Source organism: Gordonia amicalis (assembly GCF_022059885.1).
GTDB lineage: Bacteria > Actinomycetota > Actinomycetes > Mycobacteriales > Mycobacteriaceae > Gordonia > Gordonia amicalis.
Genome location: NZ_CP091855.1, coordinates 4394106 through 4411449 on the forward strand (window position 1 = coordinate 4394106; position 17344 = coordinate 4411449).

Below are 17344 nucleotides of genomic sequence, written 5' to 3' on the forward strand. Positions count from 1 at the left end.
AAACTGATGGACTTCACACTCACCCCCGAACAGCAGCTGCTGTCCGACGGACTCAACAAGTTCCTCGACGCACGCTACGACCTGCAGGTCAGCCGCGACGCCGCGAAGGTCGGCGAGGGCTGGCAGCCCAAGATCTGGAAGGCCTTCGTCGAGGACCTCGGCGTCGTCGGCGCCTACCTGCCCGAGGAGATCGGCGGATTCGGCGGCGGCGCCGAGGAATTGATGGTCGTCACCGAGGCACTCGGACACGCCCTGGTCGTCGAGCCGTTCGTCGACTCGGTGGTTCTCGGTGCCGGACTGCTGCACTCCACCGGTAACCCGGTCGCGCTCGAAGCCGCCGGTCGTATCGCCGCGGGCGAGGCCCTCAGCGCGCTCGCCGCACTGGAGGACGGTTCGGGCGGCGTGCTGTCGCGCATCGAGACGAGCGCCGACCGCGACGGCGAGGGATGGGTGCTCAACGGCAGCAAGGCCGTCGTCACCACCGCACCCATCGCCGACTACCTCATCGTCAGTGCCCGGACCTCGGGCGAGCCGCACGACCCCGCGGGTGTGTCGCTGTTCCTCATCGACCTCGCCGACGGCGCGCCGCAGGGACTCGAACTCCAGCGGCTGCGCACCATCGACGACCGGCAGGCCGCCGACATCACGTTCACCGACGTCCGGCTCCCCGGAGACGCACTCATCGCGGGCGACGGTGCCATCGACCTGCTCGAGAAGGCCTGGGACACCGCCACCGCAGCCGTGGTCTCCGATGCCGTCGGACTGATGCGGAAGGTCTTCACCGACACCGTCGAATACGCCAAGCAGCGCGAGCAGTTCGGCGTCCCGATCGGCAGCTTCCAGGTGCTGCAGCACCGCATGGTGGACATGCACCTGCAGCTCGAGCAGTCGGTGGCCGCCCAGTACTTCGCGATCCTGTCGCTCGACGCCGAACCCGCCGAGCGCGCCGCCGCGGTCTCCGCCGCCAAGGCGACGATCAGCCGCGCCGCACGCTTCATCGGGCAGAACTCGGTGCAGCTGCACGGAGGCATGGGCATGACCGAGGAACTGGCCATCGGTCACTTCTTCAAGCGTCTCACCGCCATCGAGTACGAATTCGATACCGCCGACGCCCATCTGGCGCGTTTCGCCAAGGCGACCGCGGAGACCAGCGTCTGACGCATCCGCAAACCCACCACAGATCGGCAAAGCCACCACCTTGAAGGTGGTGGCTTTGCCCAAAAGTGGTGGGTTTGTGGGTTATTCGGTCCACACGGGCGTCCGCTTCTGCAGAAACGCCGACATCCCTTCCTGCGCATCGCACGTCATCGCATTGGTCGCCATCGTCTCCGACATCTCCTTGTAGGCCGAGGCCTCGTCGAGTTCGATCTGCCGGTAGAAGGCCTGTTTGCCGATGGACACCGTCCGGGCACTCGACCCGGCGATCCGCAGTGCCAACTCGCGGACCGTCGTGGCGAGTTCGTCGTCCTCGACGACACCGCTGAGGAGCCCCCAGTCGGCGGCCGTCTCGGCGTCGATCGCCTCACCGGTCAGCAGCATGTGCATGGCCCGCTTGCGACCGATGGCGCGGGTCAGCGCGACCATCGGCGTCGAGCAGAACAGCCCGATCCGTACGCCGGGCGTCGAGAACGTCGCGCTGCGTCCGGCGACCGCGAGATCACAGGTCGCAACCAGCTGGCACCCCGCGGCGAAGGCCATTCCGGCGACCTCTGCGATCACCGGTTGGCGCACCTCGTGGACGGTCCGCATCAGCTCGGCGCAGGTGTCGAAGACGGCGCGTTCGTCGTCGAGCGTGCGGTCGACGAGTTCACCGAGGTCGTGACCGGCCGAGAACGCCGGGCCTTCCGCTCGGATCACGATGACCCGCACCTCGGAGTTCTCGTCGAAGCGGCGGAGTCCCGCGGTCACGGCCTTCATCGTGGTGGTGGACAACGGGTTCCGACGCCGCGCGGCGCACAGGGTGATCACACCCAGCGGCCCGTCCACCTCGACCGTCACCCGGTCTGTCGTCTCGCTCATCCGCGGACCCCTCTCCCAGAGAACCTCGATCGGCCGGAACTGCGCACCGGATGCCGCCGGCACTGCGACCTGAGTCACAACCTACCGTCCGGGAATTGCCGGCCGCCGGGACGGGTGACTCCAACTGTGACCAGTACCGCGCTCTTCGAGCCGATGACGCTCCGCGACCTGGAGATCCCCAACCGGATCTGGCTCGCGCCGACGTGTCGATACAGCTGTTTCGCCGGCGACGGTGTACCCACCGACTGGCATCTCGCCCACCTCGGCGTCCGTGCCGCCGGCGGTTTCGGTCTGATCCTCACCGAGGCCGTCGCCGTCGTCCCACGGCCGTCCTCTTCGGACGCGTCGCCTGCGCGAACCGTCCTGGCCGCAGCGCGCCGCACACGAACTGGGCCTCCCCCGCGACGAGGCGCCGTATCCGCCTCAGTATCTGCGCGGCGCCTGGCGCTAGCTGTAATGACCAGGGACGTTGTGGACGGTGTGGCGCCAGTGAATAGGTGAGGACCTCCGGTATCGGTGTGGTTACCACAACACACGCCGCTACCAAGAGGTCCTCATGTCCCACGCTAATGCCTCACTGACCCCAAAGGGGCGTCTGAAACTCGCTTCGGTGATCATCGATGAGGGCTGGTCGATCCGCCGAGCCGCCGAACGGTTCCAGTGCTCGCCCACCACAGCCAAGAAATGGGCCGACCGCTATCGGGACGGCGGGCCCGCGGCGATGGCTGATCGATCCAGCCGACCCCACCGCAGCCCCAATCGGACCCCCACACGCTGCGAACGGCGAATCATCAACCTGCGCTTCACCCGCCGCTGGGGACCACACCGCATCGCCTACCACCTCCAACTGCCCTGCAGCACCGTCATCGGAGCGGTGTTACGCCGGTATCAGATGCCGCTGCTACGGCATCTCGACCACAACACGGGCCTGGTCGTCCGCCGGCCTCGACCACGCCGTTACGAGCATCCAGAGCCCGGCGACATGATCCACGTCGATATCAAGAAACTCGGCCGGATCCCCAACGGCGGCGGACACCGCAAACTCGGACGCACGATCGGTAACCGCAACAACAAGAAGAACGGTCGCGGCTACGCCTTCGTTCATCACGCCGTCTGATGACCACACCCGACTGGCCTACTCCGAGATCCTCGGCGACGAACGTAAAGAGACCGCCGCCGGATTCTGGTCGCGTGCGAACGCCTACTTCAACAGTCACGGAGTCACCGTCAAACAGGTACTCACCGACAACGGATCCTGCTACCGCTCACACCTTTTCAAGCAAACCCTGGGTCCCGAGATCACGCACAAACGTACCCGTCCGTACCGACCACAAACCAATGGCAAAGTCGAACGATTCAACCGGACGCTGAACCAGGAATGGGCCTACGCCCAGACCTACCTGTCAGACGAGGCCCGCGCCCAGACCTACCAGGACTGGGTTCATCACTACAATCACCACAGACCCCACACAGGCATCGACGGCAAATCACCCATCGAGCGACTCGCCGTCCACAACCTCCCTGGGAAGAACAGCTAGCTTCCGCCGGCTCTGATCAGGGCGAGGCATGCCGCTGTCGCGGGTTCGATGATCTCCGACAGCGGCGCGCCCGATTCCACGGCGTCGGCGGTCAGCTCGCGCACCCCGCCCCACAGGAACACCGCCCGCTCCCGGCTGATCGGCGACACGCCCGCGGCGACCATCTCCGGGGTGGATGTCAGGCTGACGAACAACCTGATCCAGTCCTCCATCGCCTCGTCCTTCACCGACTTCGCCTCCCGGCCCAGGGCCGGCAATTCGCGAATCCAGCTGAGCGTGAGGCCGGGGTACCCTTCCCCGGTGCGAACATAGGCTGAAACCGCCTGCCGCACCTGCACTTCCGGGGTCGCTGCGCGATCTATCGCAGCCGCGATCTCGGAGATCATGAACGTGTTGGTGGTCCGCAGCAGCGTGAAAAAGCAGTCCTGCTTGTCGGTGAACTCCTGATAGAAGGAGCGCCGCGAGGTCTGCGCCACACGGACGACATCGGCGACGGTGGTCTCGCGGTATCCCGACCCGGCCACACAGTCGAGCATCGCCGCCAGGAGCCGTTCCCGCGTCGACGACGCGCCTTCCGGCCACAGATGCGAGTTCACGCAGCGAGCATAAGCCTCTTGCCCTGCCTGATACCCCCGCGTACCGTCACTGGTACGCCGACGTACCACCCTCCTCCGGAAGGCCTCGACTCCCGATGAGCACACCTGTCATGAGTGGCAACGCGATCCTGCCGCCCGCCACCCGCCTACCGACGGCTGTGCAGGGCGTCGCCGCGGTCACCTCCCGGAGACACTTCTTCGGTCTCCTCCACCGACGGCACGGTTCGGCCTTCACGGTGAAACTGCCCGTCTTCGGCCCGGCCGTCGTCATCTCCGACGCCGCGCTCGCGCGCGAACTGTTCACCGCAGGCGACAAGGTCATCAACGTCCAGCCCAACCTGGGTCGCATCCTGGGCACCGGGTCGATCTTCTCCCTCGAGGGCAGGCAGCATCGCGCCCGCCGCAAACTGCTGACCCCGCCGCTGCACGGCAAGCGGATGAAGACCTACGAGCAGATCGTCGAGGAAGAGGTCCGGACCGAGGCGGCGACCTGGCCGAACGGGACCGAGTTCGCCTCGATGGAGCCGATGATGCGGATCACGCTGAACGTGATCCTGCGGGCGGTGTTCGGCGCTCAGGGCAAGGACCTCGAGAATCTACGCAGGATGATCCCGCCGATGGTCGTCACCGGTTCGCGCGCGGCCACCTTCCCGAATCTCCCCCACGCCCTGCGGGCACTCGATCCCAACCACCGCTACCGCCGCATGCATGCGGAGTACAAGACCTACATCGGCGACCTGATCACCAAGTCGCGCAACGACTCACGCCTGGAAGAGCGTGACGACATCCTCGCCCTCATGCTGCGCAGCACCTATGAGGACGGCACGGGCATGGACGACGAGGAGATCGGCGACGAGCTGCTCACCATGCTGGCCGCGGGTCACGAGACCACGGGCACGACTCTCGCGTGGGCTTTCGAACGCCTCCGTCGCCACCCCGACGCCCTGGCCGAACTCGTCACCGAGGTCGACGCCGGCGGCACCGAGTACCGGCACGCGACCATTCTCGAGACCCAGCGCAGCCGTCCCGTCATCGACTTCGCCGCCCGGCACGTGGTCGCCGACCACCTCGAACTCGGCCGCTGGCGCATCCCGCGTGGATACAACGTAATGGTCTCCATCGCCCTGCTCCACGCCGACAGCCGTGAGTTCGGCAATCCGGAACGGTTCGATCCGACCCGCTTCCTGGGCACCGCGCCGCCAGCGGCCTGGTTGCCCTTCGGCGGCGGGACCCGGCGCTGCATCGGCGCCGCTTTCGCGACGATGGAGATGGACGTGGTGCTCCGGACCGTGCTGAGCGACTTCGAGCTGCTCCCGACCGACGACCGCGCGGAGCGCTGGTTCTCGCGGGGCGTCGCCTACGCCCCTGCAGGCGGTGGACGCATCGCCGTGAGACGGCGTCCCTAGTCGCGCAAACACCCCGCGAGCAAGTGGTCCGCACCACATTTTGTGTGTGACCTTCGTCATCGAACGCGTCCGAACACCGGGCTCCGCGCCCCTCCGCGGAATGCCGCGGTGCGCTGGGCTTTTACCCCAAAGCTAACACCGTTATCCGTGCGTTACCAAAATTCCGCAGGTCACGAGGATGACGTGACCTTAACGTTACCAAGCCGTATGGTCGGCCCCGGTCCGAAATCAACCACCTTGCCAACCCCGGGTGGTGATAGGAGGAACGAAGACCATGCGAATGACCAAGACGCATACGACCAAGCTCGTCGCCCGTGCCGCTGTCGTCGGCGCACTCACCGCAGCACCGTTCGGCATGCTGGCGTCCACCGCCTCGGCCGACTCCGGCAACTGGGACGCTGTCGCCCAGTGCGAGAGCGGTGGCGACTGGTCCATCAACACCGGCAACGGCTACTACGGCGGCCTGCAGTTCTCGATGAGCACCTGGCAGGCCAACGGTGGCACCGGTAACCCGGCAGACGCCTCGCGTGAGGAGCAGATCCGCGTTGCGGAGAACGTCCTCGCCACCCAGGGCCCCGGCGCGTGGCCGACCTGCGGCGCGAACCTCTGATAGCAGTACCGGCGCCTCAGGTGCCGTGACTGCATCACCGAAACCATGAGGCCGGTGAGTCCACCTCGGACTCACCGGCCTCATGCGTTTCCCCGACCGCGCTCAGTCCGATTTCTCGTCGTCACCCGGTTCCGCGTCGAGCGCCTCGTCGAGAGCACTGACCGCGATGCCATACGGCAGGAAGCGCACCTTGCGACGCGGGTCGGTGTTGTTCTTGTTGGCACGTAGCGCATCGAGTTCGGTGGCATAGACCTGCTCGACGCGGGCCCCGCCGTCCTCGTCGACGACGAACACGGCCCACACACCCGATCCGGTCTCACCGGCTGTCTCCGGACGCGGCTGCGTCCGGGTGCGGCCTCGGGCCGCCTCGTCGAAGAACATCGAGAACGCTCCGGGACCGGCCTGACCCTCGAAGAGCTTCCCGAAGACGTCGCGCAGGCCCTCTCCCGCCTCACGCGCGAACCGGTCGAAGTCCTCCGGGCCGAAGTTGAACGGTCCGCCGCCGAATCCGCTGTTGTCGCTCATGGTGTTCCCTATCTGTGGTTCGGCTTTGCCCGGCCGACCGCGGGGCCGACCTCGCCCACCAGTGTCCTCAGGATCGTTCGTCTCCGCCACCTGCGGTGTCGGCCTCCGCCAGGCGTCGATGCAGACGTTCGCGGACATCGTCGGCCGAGTAGGCGTTGCGCTGCCGCTGGTCCCGCGCGATCAGCACCCCGCCGGTCGTCACGCCGACGGCACCGGCGAGGCCGAGCCACTTCCACAGATTCCTCATGGGGGCAGGATAAGTCGCATCGGAACGATCGTCACCGCCACCGATGGCTGCGAGGGCCGACGAGGCTCTACCCTGCTGAGGTGCCCACCAGGAGAAAACCGCGCCGCGCCGACCTCGCCGGCGAGTCCGGCGGCGTCTCGCTGACCACAGCGCTCGAGGCCACCCGCACCGGCGACGTCTGGCTGTTCCGCGGCGATTCAGGCCCCGACCGCGCCATCCGCACCCTCACCAACGCGCCGGTGAACCATGTCGCGATGGCTGTCTGCATCGACGATCTGCCGCCGCTCCTCTGGCACGCCGAACTCGGCGACAAACTCACCGACGTCTGGACCGGGTCGAACCACCGCGGCGTCCAGCTGCACGATGCGCGCGAGGCCGTCGAACAGTGGATGGTGCGGTACGAGCAGGCGTGCTGGATTCGTCAGCTCAGTCCCGAGGTCACCAGGGAGCAGGAAGACCATCTGCTCAAGGTGATCGCGCGACTCGACGGCACCCCGTTACCGACCACCGCACGTCTCGCCGGACGATGGTTCCGTGGTCGTATCCCCAACTCCGTCGACCTGGTGCGCGGCATCCCCTACCTCGATCGCAAGGTCCGGGAACGTCGTGACCAACGGCAGCACGAGGTCTCGGCGCCGGAGCCGGTGAGCCTCGAAGCCGCGTATTGCGCCGAGGTCGTCGCGATCACCTACCGCGACATGGGCATTCTCGACACCACCAAGGGCTCCAACTGGTTCGACCCGGGCCGGTTCTGGAGCGGCGACCGTCTCCCCCTCCACGCACCGCACACCCTCGGACCGGAGATCGCGGTCCATCTCTCGTAGGGAACACAATGCCCGAGATGATCGCACCGAAGGTACTCAGCTTCGCCTCGATCCTCGACGACACGACGCGGTCGCAGGCGCACGGGATCTCGACACTGCCGTTCATCCATCCGCACGTCGCGCTCATGCCCGACGCCCACGCGGGCAAGGGATCCGCGGTCGGCACGGTCATCCCGACCATCGACGCCGTGATCCCGGCCGCGGTCGGCGTCGACATCGGCTGCGGGATGATCGGCGTGCAGACCTCCATCGGCAAGGACGACATCGCCGGCTTCGACCTCGCCGACCTGCGGCGTCGCGTCGAGTCGACGATCCCGCTGTCACCGGGCAACTACAACAAGGCCGTCCTCTACCCGCACACCGAGTCCCGGGTCGCCGAGCTGGAGAAGGCCGCAGCGGAGAAGAACGTCGACCTGTCCCACTCCCCGAAGTGGCGCGAACAGCTGGGTTCACTCGGCGGCGGAAACCACTTCATCGAGTTGTCCGAACAGGTCGAGGGCGACGGCTCGGGAAGTATCTGGTTGTTCCTGCACTCGGGCAGCCGTGGCGTCGGCAACAAGATTGCGCAGAAGCACATCAAGATCGCCCAGGAGCTGTGCAGGCGTCGGCACATCCCGCTCGCCCACCCCGAGCTTGCTCATCTCGCCGCCGGAACACCGGAGTTCGGGGACTACATCCGGGAGTTGCGGTGGGCACAGCGGTTCGCCTTCGAGAACCGGGCCGAGATGATGGACCGTTTCGTCACGGTGTTCGGCGAATGGTTGGGAGACAACTCGTTTCGTCCGGCCGACGAGGTGGAGGTGCGGCGGATCAACTGTCACCACAACTACACCGAGCACGTGGAGATCGGCGGCAAGACGGTGTGGCTCACCCGGAAGGGCGCGATCGACGCCAGTGCCGGGAGGTACGGCCTGATCCCGGGGTCGATGGGCACCAAGTCGTATGTGGTGCGCGGGCGCGGAAACGAGTCGGGATTGTTCTCCGCCCCGCACGGCGCGGGACGACGGTTCTCCCGGACCAAGGCGAAGAAGCTGTTCACCCTCGACGACCTCGCCGCGGCGATGACCGGTATCGAGTACCGGCACGGCAAGGAATGGATCGACGAGATCCCGGCCGCCTACAAGCCGATCGACCAGATCATGGACGACGCCCGTGATCTGGTCGAGGTCGAGGCGGTGCTGACCCAGCTGCTCAACGTGAAGGGCATATGACCGCGCCGTCAGAGACGCTCGTCAGATCGTCATGGCCTCACGGACGGTGGTCTCCGCCGCCGTACCGCCCTCACCCGACGACGTGACCCGGCCGCTCTCGAGCACGTAATACTGTTGTGCCGCTTCGAGAGCGAACCCGATGTGCTGCTCGACGAGCAGCACGCCGAGCCCGCCTCGCCGGGTGAGGGTGGTGATGGTCTGTTCGATCTCGGCGACCACCGAGGGCTGGATGCCCTCGGTGGGTTCGTCGAGGATGAGCATGCGCGGTTCGGTGATGAGGGCCCGGGCGATCGCGAGTTGCTGACGCTGACCACCCGACAGCAGACCTGCACGTCGACCGAGCAGTTCTTTCAGCGCCGGGAACATGTCGAGCATCTCGGCGACGAGTTCCTTGCCACGTTTGCGACCGTCGGCCACCACCTGCAGGTTCTCCGCGGTGGTCAGGTGGGCGAAGCTCTGCTGTCCCTGCGGGACATAGGCGATGCCGTGCTTCACCCGCGAGCTCGGACGAGCCTTGGTGATGTCGACATCGTCGAAGGTGATGGAGCCCCGGGTGGTCTTCACGAGGCCGACGGCGGCACGCAGCAGCGTGGTCTTGCCGGCGCCGTTGTGGCCCATCACCGCGACGACACCGTCGGTGGGGACCTCGATGTCGACCCCGTGGATCACCTCGGTCCGGCCGTATCCGGCGTGCACTCCGGAGAGTTTCAGCATCTCCCGTCAGCCCTTCTTCTCGGTCGACGCGGTGGGTCCGTCCGCTGATTCGGCGGCGATCTCCTCGAGTTCCTCACCGCCGGCGGCGGTTCCGAGGTAGACCTCCTGGACCTTCGGATTGGCCTGCACCTCGGCGACACTGCCCTCGGCCAGCACCTGGCCACGGGCGAGCACCGTCACCGACGTCGCGAACGCCCGCATGAAGTCCATGTCGTGTTCGACGACCACGACCGTCCGCTCACCGCCGATGCGGCGCAACAGGTTTCCGGTCTCCTCGCGCTCCTCGTGGCTCATCCCGGCAACCGGTTCGTCGAGCAGCAGCACCGAGGCGTTCTGCACCAGCAGCATGCCGATCTCCAGCCACTGTTTCTGCCCGTGCGCGAGCACACCGGCGGGGGTGTCGCGCAGGTCCTGCAGGCCGATGGTCTCCAGGGCTTCGGCTATTCCCTCGGGGATCTCGGCGGGCCGGCGGCGCAGCATGGTCCACACCGACCGTCCCGCCCCGGCGGCGATGTCGAGATTCTGCAGCACGCTCAGTTCCTCGAACACGCTGGCGGTCTGGAAGGTCCGGCCGACGCCGAGACGCGCGATCTGGTGCACCTTCTTGCCGACGAGTTCCACACCCGACTTCTGAATCGAGCCGGTGGGTTTGACGAGGCCGGTGATCGCGTCGATGATGGTCGTCTTGCCCGCGCCGTTGGGACCGATCAGGAAGCGCAGATCTCCTTGCAGCAGTGTGAGATCCACATCGGATACGGCCTTGAAACCGTCGAACTCGACGCTGAGGCCGCGCACCTGGAGGTAGTCGCTCTCCATTCCGGCGTTGCCACCGGCGACCGGTTCGATCGTGCTCGTCTCGGTTCCGCTCATGAGGAGGCTCCTACCTTGCTGGTGGTGTGCTCGTCGATGTCACCGGTGGGCGACGGAGCGGCCGGTCTCTGACGACGCCACCGGAACACAGCGCCGAGTCCGGCGAGTCCGGCCGGGAAGAAGCCGACGACGACGACGAACAGAACGCCCTGGGCGTAGGTCCATCCGGACGGGAAGTTCTCCGACAGGCTGGTCTGCGCCCACGCGACCGCGATCGCGCCCAGGACCGGGCCGAGCAGTGTGGTGCGCCCACCGATCGCGACGCCGATGAGGAAGGCGATCGACGGGACGATCCCGACGTCGGCGGGCGAAATGATGCCGACGATCGGCACGAACAGGGCGCCGGCGATGCTCGCGAACAGTGCCGCGATCGCGTAGGCGACGACCTTGACGTTCGCCGGGTCGTACCCCAGGAAGCGGACGCGCTCCTCCTGGTCGCGCACGGCGACGAGCAGCTCGCCGTAGCGGCTGTACATCAGCTGCCGGGTGAGTGCGACGACCACGAGCAGGGTGCCCGCCGCGATGAAGAACAGCAACTGCCGGTTGACCGGGTCGTTGAGTGCGAGACCGAAGAAGCTGCGGAAGCGGTTGAGCCCGTTGCTGCCACCGGTGCTCTGCTGTCCGATGAGCAGGATCGCGAAAGCCGCGGCCAGCGCCTGCGACAGGATCGCGAAGTAGGCGCCCTTCACCTTCCGCTTGAACACACCCAGGCCGAGCAGGACGGCGATCACGGTGGGCACGAACAGGATGCCGAGGATCGTCACCACCGGCGACGCGAACGGCTTCCAGTATCCGGGCAGTTCCCGAATGCCGGCGATCTGCATGAAGTCCGGGACGTCGTCGCCGCGGAGTTCCGCGTCGGCGATCTTCAGATGCATCGCCATGATGTAGGCGCCGAGTCCGAAGTACACACCCTGACCGAGGGTCAGCATGCCGCCGCGACCCCAGGCCAGACCGATACCGACGGCCACGATGCCGAAGCACAGGAACTTGCCGAGCAGGTTGAGCCGGAAATCGGAGAGCACCGCCGGCGCGACTCCGAACAGGAGCACCGCCGCGACGGCAAATCCGGCGTAGGTCTTCCAGTGACCGCTGAAATAGTCCTTCACACGAGACTCCTCGACTGGACCGTGAACAGGCCCTGGGGGCGGATCTGCAGGAAGATCACGATGATCACGAACACGGCGACCTTGGCCACCGATGCGGTCGTGTTGTATTCGATGAACGAGTTCAGGATGCCCAGGGCGATGGCCGCGATGACCGCGCCCTTGATCTGGCCCAGGCCGCCGATGACGACCACGAGGAAGGCGTCGATCAGGTACGTCATGCCGGTGTTCGAACTGGTCGAACCGATGAGGGTCAGCGCCACACCGGCGACGCCGGCCAGTCCCGAACCGATGAAGAAGGTCGTGATGTCCGTGGTGCGGCTGGAGATCCCACTGGTCTCCGCCAGGTCGCGGTGTTGCACGACGGCACGGATGCGACGCCCCATCGGGGTGTACTTCATCGTGACGGCGATCGCGACCACGGCGATGACGGCCAGCAGCATGATGAACAGGCGGGTCTTGGGAACCACCGCACCGAGGATGTCGACACCGCCCGACAGCCACGGCGGCGCGGTCACGTCGACCGCAGGCGCACCGAAGATGTCGCGGGCGAGCTGCTGCAGGATGAGTCCGACGCCGAACGTCACCAGGAGGGTGTCGAGCGGTCGGTCATACATGCGTTTGATGAGGGTGACCTCGAGTAGCACACCCATGAGACCACCGACGAGGAAGCCGATGACGAGCGAGACGATCAGGGACACACCGGCATTGCTGATCAGGTATTCCTGTACCGAGTAAGCGGTGTAGGAACCGGCCATGATGAATGACCCGTGGGCCATGTTGATCACGCCCATCTGACCGAAGGTCAGGGACAGGCCGAGTGCTGCCAACAACAGGATCGAACCGAGACTGAGCCCGGTGAAGAGCTGTCCGATAACGGTTTCCACGTCACCATCCGTTCGTCGTGGGTGTCGGTGAGGGGCACAGGCGTGACCCGCCTCGAGCGCGCGGCTCGAGACGGGTCACGTCGCGTCAGCTGCTGAGACCCTCGGCCCACGGGTAGGACTTGAGGTACGGGTCCGGCTCGATCGGCTGGCCCGAATCCCACACCGTGTAGATGAGACCGTCGCCGCGGATCTCACCGATGCGAGCGGTCTTGGTGATGTGGTGGTTCTCCCCGTCGATGGTGACCAGACCCTCGGGTGCGTCGAAAGTGACCCCGCCGGCGGCCTTCTGGATATCGGCGACCGCGAAGGACTTCGCCTTCTCGACGGTGTTCTTCCACAGGTACACCGAGACGTAGGCGGCCTCCATCGGGTCCGAGGTGGGCTTGTTGGCACCGTAGGCGTCCTTGTAGTCCTTGACGAAGGACTTGTTCACCGGGTTGTCGACCGTCTGGTAGTAGTCCCACGCGGTGAGCTGGCCCTCGATGTTGTCCACGCCGATGCCGCCGACCTCTTCTTCGGCGATCGACACCGACACGACCGGCATCGCCTGCGGGGTCAGTCCGACATTCTTGTACTCACGGAAGAACGCCACGTTGGAGTCGCCGTTGAGGGTGTTGAACACGGCGTCGGCGTCGGCGGTGCGGACCTTGTTGACGATGGTCGAGAAGTCCGTCGAACCGAGCGGGGTGTAGTCCTCGCCCTTGATCTCGATGCCGTTCGCTGCGGCGTAGGCCTTGATGATCCGGTTGGCCGTCTGCGGGAAGACGTAGTCGCTGCCGACCAGGTAGAGGGACTTGACGCCCTTCTCCTTCAGGTACTCCAGCGCCGGCACGATCTGCTGGTTGGTGGTGGCGCCGGTGTAGAAGATGTTCTTCGACGACTCGAGTCCCTCGTATTGCACCGGGTAGTACAGCAGCGAGTTGTTGTCCTCGAACACCGGGAGCATGGCCTTGCGGCTCGACGACGTCCAACCGCCGAACACCGCTGCGACACAGTCGCTCGAGATCAGCTTCTCGGCCTTCTCGGCGAAGATGGTGGGCTCGGACGCACCGTCCTCACCGATGAGCTGGATCTGCTTGCCCAGCACGCCTCCGTCGTCGTTGATCTGGTCGACGGCCAGCTTGATCGAGTCGCGCACGGTGACCTCGGAGATCGCCATCGTGCCCGACAGCGAGTTCAGCGAGCCGACCTTGATGGTGTCGCCCGAGGTGTCGACGCAGGACTCGGCGCTGGAGGCCGAGTCGTCACTGGCCGAACTGCCACAGGCGCTGAGCGCGAGTGCGACGGCGGACAGTGCCGCGGGGATGAGGATGCCGTACCGCCGACGGCGTGTGGGGGTGACGGCGGACGGCAAAGAATCAAACGGCATCCGGAGGCCTTTCTCAATACGTCTCAGGTCGGCTCGGGCAAGGCCGTGACAGATACCCGGCGCACCTGCGCGCCTGGTGACCCCCCGATGACATACGCGCCGCTACTCGGGTAGCGATCTGGCGTATGGGGGGTAAACGTATTTTGACTTTGTTACACCGGCGTGACGTGAGATGAATTCCCTGTTTCCGCTTCAGTGCGGCTCACGCCGGATTCACGAAAGCGAATGTTGTTGTGGCAAGGGTCTTTTGAAAGGCGAAGGGCGGCACCTCGATGAGGATGTGCCGCCCGCGGGCGCGGTGGCCGGTGAGAAGCCTAGTGGGAGAAGGTGGCCTCGACCTCTGCGCGACTGAGCTCGGGGTCGGAGCCGAGTTCATAGCGCGGAAGGGTGTGCGGCACATCGGTACCGCCGGCGACGCGACGCCGGGCGGCGGCGAACTCCGGAGCCTCCCCCATCGACAGGTGCGCCGAGTTGATGATGGTCCAGACCGCCGAACGCCGGGCCCGACGCTCGAGCGGATTCGGCGGCACATAGGAGATCAACTGTTTCGCCCACCGGGGCATGGTGTCGCGGATCGCCCAGTCCACTGCCGCCTGCGCAGGATTCTTCACGTTGACGCCCGTGGCCATCGCGTTGCCGTGTGTGAGGGCGAGACGCGGCAGATACGACTCGAGACATTCCAGGGTCTCCGCCTTGGTGGCCGGCAGGTCGGTGCCACCGAGCGAATGCCCCACGCGCACGAATTCCCCGTAGTACCGGTCGAGTTCGACTCCCCGCAAGGGTCGGGGATGGTAGATCTCGTGCGCCGTGGCGATACCCCACACGACCGTCGCGTAGTTCCACCGCAGCCAGTCCGGGTCGTCTGCGTCGTAGGTGGCGCCGTCCGGGCGGACCCCCTTGATCGTGTGGTGCATGGCGCGCACCGTACGTGCCAGTCGCTCAGCGGTTTCCGTCGATCCATAGGCGGTGCCCATGAAGAAGGCCAGGGAGTGCCCGAGGCGGGCCATGGCGCCGTCGGGGTCTATCGACATGGTCGGGGTGCCGTCCTCACGCCGCCGGACCAGACGGGAGTGATGCATCCCCATCCAGAAGATGCTGGGGTCGAGACGCTCGAGGTACGACGCACACTGCAGGCCGAAGATCAGCGCCGGCGTGTGCGAGTGGACGTACCAGGTGGCGCTGTCGGGACCGAACCACCCGGGATCACCGACCGGACTCTCGAACTCCATCCCCCGGAAGAACTTCGCGCGGACGTTCTCGTCGAATTTGCCGTTGAGCCACGATCCGAGCATCTCGTGCGGCAGGTCCAGCGGAACCCATTCGGTCGACGGCAATCGTACGGGCGCCAGAGGCACGTTCATCGGTCGTCCTTTCTCGGTACCGACACACGGGGGGCGGGCTGGTCCCGGCTCCGGCTGCCGATACGGCGACGCCGTGCGGCACGGTCGCCGTGTGGTCACGGTTGTGTCCACTTTAACGCTTTGGTTACACATGTGACCAGACCTGGCTCAGGTCCGGTGCGGTCCGTCTATGGTGAAACGATGTCCAGTCCGACCCGGTGGGCCGGCGTTCCCCTGGAGGACCGCCGCGCAGAGCGACGAGCGATCCTCGTCGCCGCGGCCTTCGACATCTTCGGGGGCGACGGACCCGAGACCGAGCTGTCGGTGCGCGCGGTGTGCCGTCACTGCGGTTTCAACACCAGGTACTTCTACGAGAGCTTCACCGACACCGACGAGCTCCTCGGTGCCGTCTACGACGCCACGGCCGCCGAACTGGGCACGGTGGTCGAGGCCGCGATGACGACTGCCGGCCGTTCCGTCCGTGCCCGGACCCGCGCCGGCATGCTCGCGGTCCTCGGTCACGCCTCCGAGGATCCCCGTCGCGGCCGCATCCTGTTCACCGAGGCACGCACCAATCCCGTACTCGCGCAACGACGCGCCGCGACGCAGGAGATGCTCTTCGAACTCTCCTTCGCCGAGGCCGACGCCCGGGAGGTCGATCCGCTCACCGGGCGGGTGCGGGCGGCCGTCTTCACCGGGGCCATGGCCGAGCTGGCGCAGCAGTTCCTCGCCGGCAGCCTCGGGGACGACCTCGAACGGGTCGTCGACGACGCCCTGGCGACACTCATACCAGGTCGTCGCTGATCCGCGGGCCCGCTCTCCGCAGCGCCTGGATCGACGCGGGCCCCATGCCGCGGTCGAGTGCCCTGATCATCACGACGACGCCGATGCCCGAGAGCACCAGGGCAATCCCGAACAGCGCCGGGAATCCGAACAGATCACCCACGACGCCCGCCACGAACCCGGCCGCACCCTGGACGCCGACGACCGCACAGGCGAACAGCGTGTAATCGCTTCCTTCGTAGCCCTTCTCGCACGCATCCATCATGAGGGTGAAGACCGCGACGGTTGCCGCCCCACCGAGGATGTGTTCGGCCAGACTCGCGGTCACCACGAGCCAGAACCCGCCGGCGCCCGCCGCGGCCGCCAGATAGAGCGCCAGACTGAGGGTTTGGGTGACACCGCCGAACAGCAGTGCCGGCCGCCGGCCGTAGCGGAACGCCAGCCAACCGCCGAGGGCCGCACCGGCGAGCGCACCGGCTGAGGACAACGCGCCTTCCACGAGAGCGATCTGCCCCAGGCTGAGCCCGACGTCGGACATGAACGGCCCGACGAGTGCCGATCCCATCGAGTTGCCGAACTTGAACGCCCCGACGACCAGGATGAACACGAGGACTCCGGGACGTCGAAGCCTGGCGAGCCAGCCCGTCAGCAGCAGTGCCGGCGACGGTCGCGAACGATGCGCCCGGTCCTCCGACGGCGTCGTCGTCGTGTCCGCGGGAGTACGGGCGAGAAACCACACCGGCAGCGTCAGCGCCACGAGCAGCACCGACATCGCGACGAAGAGACTGCGCCAGCCCGCGAGCGAGAAGAGCCACAACAATCCGCCGCCCCCGACGATCATGCCGACCCGGTAGGCGCCCACCTGGATCCCGTTGCCCAGGCCGCGTTGTCGGGGTCCGAGGCTCTGCACCGCCAGTCCGTCGGTCGCGATGTCCTGGGTGGCGGAGACCAGGTTGATGACCGCGATGCCGACGAGCAACCAGACGAGTGTCCCGGACAGGTCGAGACAGGCCAGGACGAGCGCGGTCGTCGCGGACGTCAACTGCATCGCCAGGAGCCAGCGGCGTCGTGTCCCGTACCGGTCGACGTACGGCGCCCACAAGAACTTCAGGCCCCACGGCGCGAACAGCAATCCGTACACGCTGATCTGTGTGAGCGAGTACCCCTCCTCCCGCAGGATGACGGGCACCGCCTGACTGAAGAACCCGTACGGCAGGCCCTGCGCGAAATAGAGGGCCGTGAGCAGGACCATGGTGCCGACGGCAAGCGTGCTCGTACGCGACGGGGTCGACATGGCAG

The 17344-nt window shown here is 66.5% G+C and carries 18 protein-coding genes and 1 pseudogene; 8 read left to right on the forward strand and 11 right to left on the reverse strand.

Features of this window, described 5'->3' with window-relative positions; all coding sequences use genetic code 11:
- Positions 1-6 precede the first annotated feature (6 nt).
- Positions 7-1158, forward strand: a complete 1152-nt coding sequence (locus IHQ52_RS20205) for an acyl-CoA dehydrogenase family protein (protein ID WP_182154721.1) — start codon at positions 7-9, stop codon at positions 1156-1158.
- 81 nt (positions 1159-1239) lie between these two features.
- Here IHQ52_RS20205 and IHQ52_RS20210 read toward each other — a convergent pair whose 3' ends face one another.
- Entirely contained in the window at positions 1240-2019 is a 780-nt protein-coding gene (locus tag IHQ52_RS20210; RefSeq protein ID WP_182154723.1) for an enoyl-CoA hydratase, read from the reverse strand.
- Positions 2020-2172: 153 nt separating this feature from the next.
- Here IHQ52_RS20210 and IHQ52_RS23810 point away from each other — a divergent pair, with 153 nt between their 5' ends.
- Together IHQ52_RS23810 and IHQ52_RS20220 are read left to right on the forward strand one after the other, a co-directional pair.
- Entirely contained in the window at positions 2173-2520 is a 348-nt protein-coding gene (locus tag IHQ52_RS23810; RefSeq protein WP_374978469.1) for an oxidoreductase, read from the forward strand.
- Positions 2521-2575: 55 nt separating this feature from the next.
- A pseudogene (locus tag IHQ52_RS20220) lies at positions 2576-3557 on the forward strand (IS481 family transposase).
- On the opposite strand, the gene IHQ52_RS20225 reads toward IHQ52_RS20220, so the two are convergent.
- Entirely contained in the window at positions 3554-4153 is a 600-nt protein-coding gene (locus IHQ52_RS20225; protein ID WP_238063834.1) for a TetR/AcrR family transcriptional regulator, read from the reverse strand. The pseudogene IHQ52_RS20220 and the gene IHQ52_RS20225 sit on opposite strands and share 4 nt — an antisense overlap.
- Positions 4154-4248: 95 nt before the next feature.
- Here IHQ52_RS20225 and IHQ52_RS20230 point away from each other — a divergent pair, with 95 nt between their 5' ends.
- Positions 4249-5559 carry a cytochrome P450 gene (locus tag IHQ52_RS20230; protein WP_182155779.1) on the forward strand — a complete coding sequence of 437 codons (1311 nt, stop codon included), beginning with the start codon at positions 4249-4251 and terminating at the stop codon, positions 5557-5559.
- Between the two features lie 274 nt (positions 5560-5833).
- A complete protein-coding gene (locus IHQ52_RS20235) occupies positions 5834-6169 on the forward strand; it encodes a transglycosylase family protein (protein WP_182155781.1) in 336 nt (111 codons plus the stop codon).
- 102 nt (positions 6170-6271) lie between these two features.
- Here the strand turns inward: IHQ52_RS20235 and IHQ52_RS20240 are convergent, their stop codons facing one another.
- Both IHQ52_RS20240 and IHQ52_RS20245 read right to left on the reverse strand, forming a co-directional pair.
- Entirely contained in the window at positions 6272-6694 is a 423-nt protein-coding gene (locus tag IHQ52_RS20240; RefSeq protein WP_006435951.1) for a hypothetical protein, read from the reverse strand.
- A 67-nt stretch (positions 6695-6761) separates the two neighbouring features.
- Entirely contained in the window at positions 6762-6941 is a 180-nt protein-coding gene (locus IHQ52_RS20245) for a hypothetical protein (RefSeq protein WP_006435950.1), read from the reverse strand.
- Between the two features lie 80 nt (positions 6942-7021).
- Between IHQ52_RS20245 and IHQ52_RS20250 the strand changes: the two genes are divergently transcribed.
- The gene (locus IHQ52_RS20250) at positions 7022-7765 is read left to right on the forward strand and encodes a guanylate cyclase (protein ID WP_182155783.1); all 744 of its coding nucleotides are present in this window, start codon (positions 7022-7024) and stop codon (positions 7763-7765) included.
- Between the two features lie 8 nt (positions 7766-7773).
- Positions 7774-8976: an RtcB family protein gene (locus IHQ52_RS20255; RefSeq protein ID WP_238063836.1), complete on the forward strand. Its 1203-nt coding sequence runs from the start codon at positions 7774-7776 to the stop codon at positions 8974-8976.
- A gap of 21 nt (positions 8977-8997) precedes the next feature.
- Here the strand turns inward: IHQ52_RS20255 and urtE are convergent, their stop codons facing one another.
- The 6 genes from urtE to IHQ52_RS20285 all read right to left on the reverse strand — a co-directional run bounded on the left by urtE (position 8998) and on the right by IHQ52_RS20285 (position 15283).
- Positions 8998-9690, reverse strand: a complete 693-nt coding sequence (urtE, locus tag IHQ52_RS20260) for an urea ABC transporter ATP-binding subunit UrtE (protein ID WP_238063845.1) — start codon at positions 9688-9690, stop codon at positions 8998-9000.
- Positions 9691-9696: 6 nt separating this feature from the next.
- Positions 9697-10560: an urea ABC transporter ATP-binding protein UrtD gene (urtD, locus tag IHQ52_RS20265; protein WP_238063851.1), complete on the reverse strand. Its 864-nt coding sequence runs from the start codon at positions 10558-10560 to the stop codon at positions 9697-9699.
- Positions 10557-11669, reverse strand: a complete 1113-nt coding sequence (urtC, locus tag IHQ52_RS20270; protein WP_238063855.1) for an urea ABC transporter permease subunit UrtC — start codon at positions 11667-11669, stop codon at positions 10557-10559. The genes urtD and urtC overlap by 4 nt, the downstream gene beginning before the upstream one ends.
- On the reverse strand, positions 11666-12553 hold the full coding sequence (urtB, locus tag IHQ52_RS20275; protein ID WP_238063862.1) for an urea ABC transporter permease subunit UrtB: 888 nt from the start codon (positions 12551-12553) through the stop codon (positions 11666-11668). Before urtB ends, urtC begins: the two co-directional genes overlap by 4 nt.
- A gap of 85 nt (positions 12554-12638) precedes the next feature.
- Positions 12639-13922 carry an urea ABC transporter substrate-binding protein gene (gene urtA / locus IHQ52_RS20280; protein ID WP_238063868.1) on the reverse strand — a complete coding sequence of 428 codons (1284 nt, stop codon included), beginning with the start codon at positions 13920-13922 and terminating at the stop codon, positions 12639-12641.
- A 314-nt stretch (positions 13923-14236) separates the two neighbouring features.
- Positions 14237-15283, reverse strand: coding sequence for an oxygenase MpaB family protein (locus IHQ52_RS20285; protein ID WP_238063869.1), 1047 nt, complete (start codon positions 15281-15283; stop codon positions 14237-14239).
- Between the two features lie 180 nt (positions 15284-15463).
- Here IHQ52_RS20285 and IHQ52_RS20290 point away from each other — a divergent pair, with 180 nt between their 5' ends.
- Positions 15464-16066, forward strand: coding sequence for a TetR/AcrR family transcriptional regulator (locus tag IHQ52_RS20290; RefSeq protein ID WP_006435939.1), 603 nt, complete (start codon positions 15464-15466; stop codon positions 16064-16066).
- On the opposite strand, the gene IHQ52_RS20295 is transcribed toward IHQ52_RS20290, so the two are convergent.
- The gene (locus IHQ52_RS20295; RefSeq protein ID WP_182155787.1) at positions 16047-17339 is read right to left on the reverse strand and encodes an MFS transporter; all 1293 of its coding nucleotides are present in this window, start codon (positions 17337-17339) and stop codon (positions 16047-16049) included. The two genes, IHQ52_RS20290 and IHQ52_RS20295, sit on opposite strands and share 20 nt — an antisense overlap.
- Positions 17340-17344 lie beyond the last annotated feature (5 nt).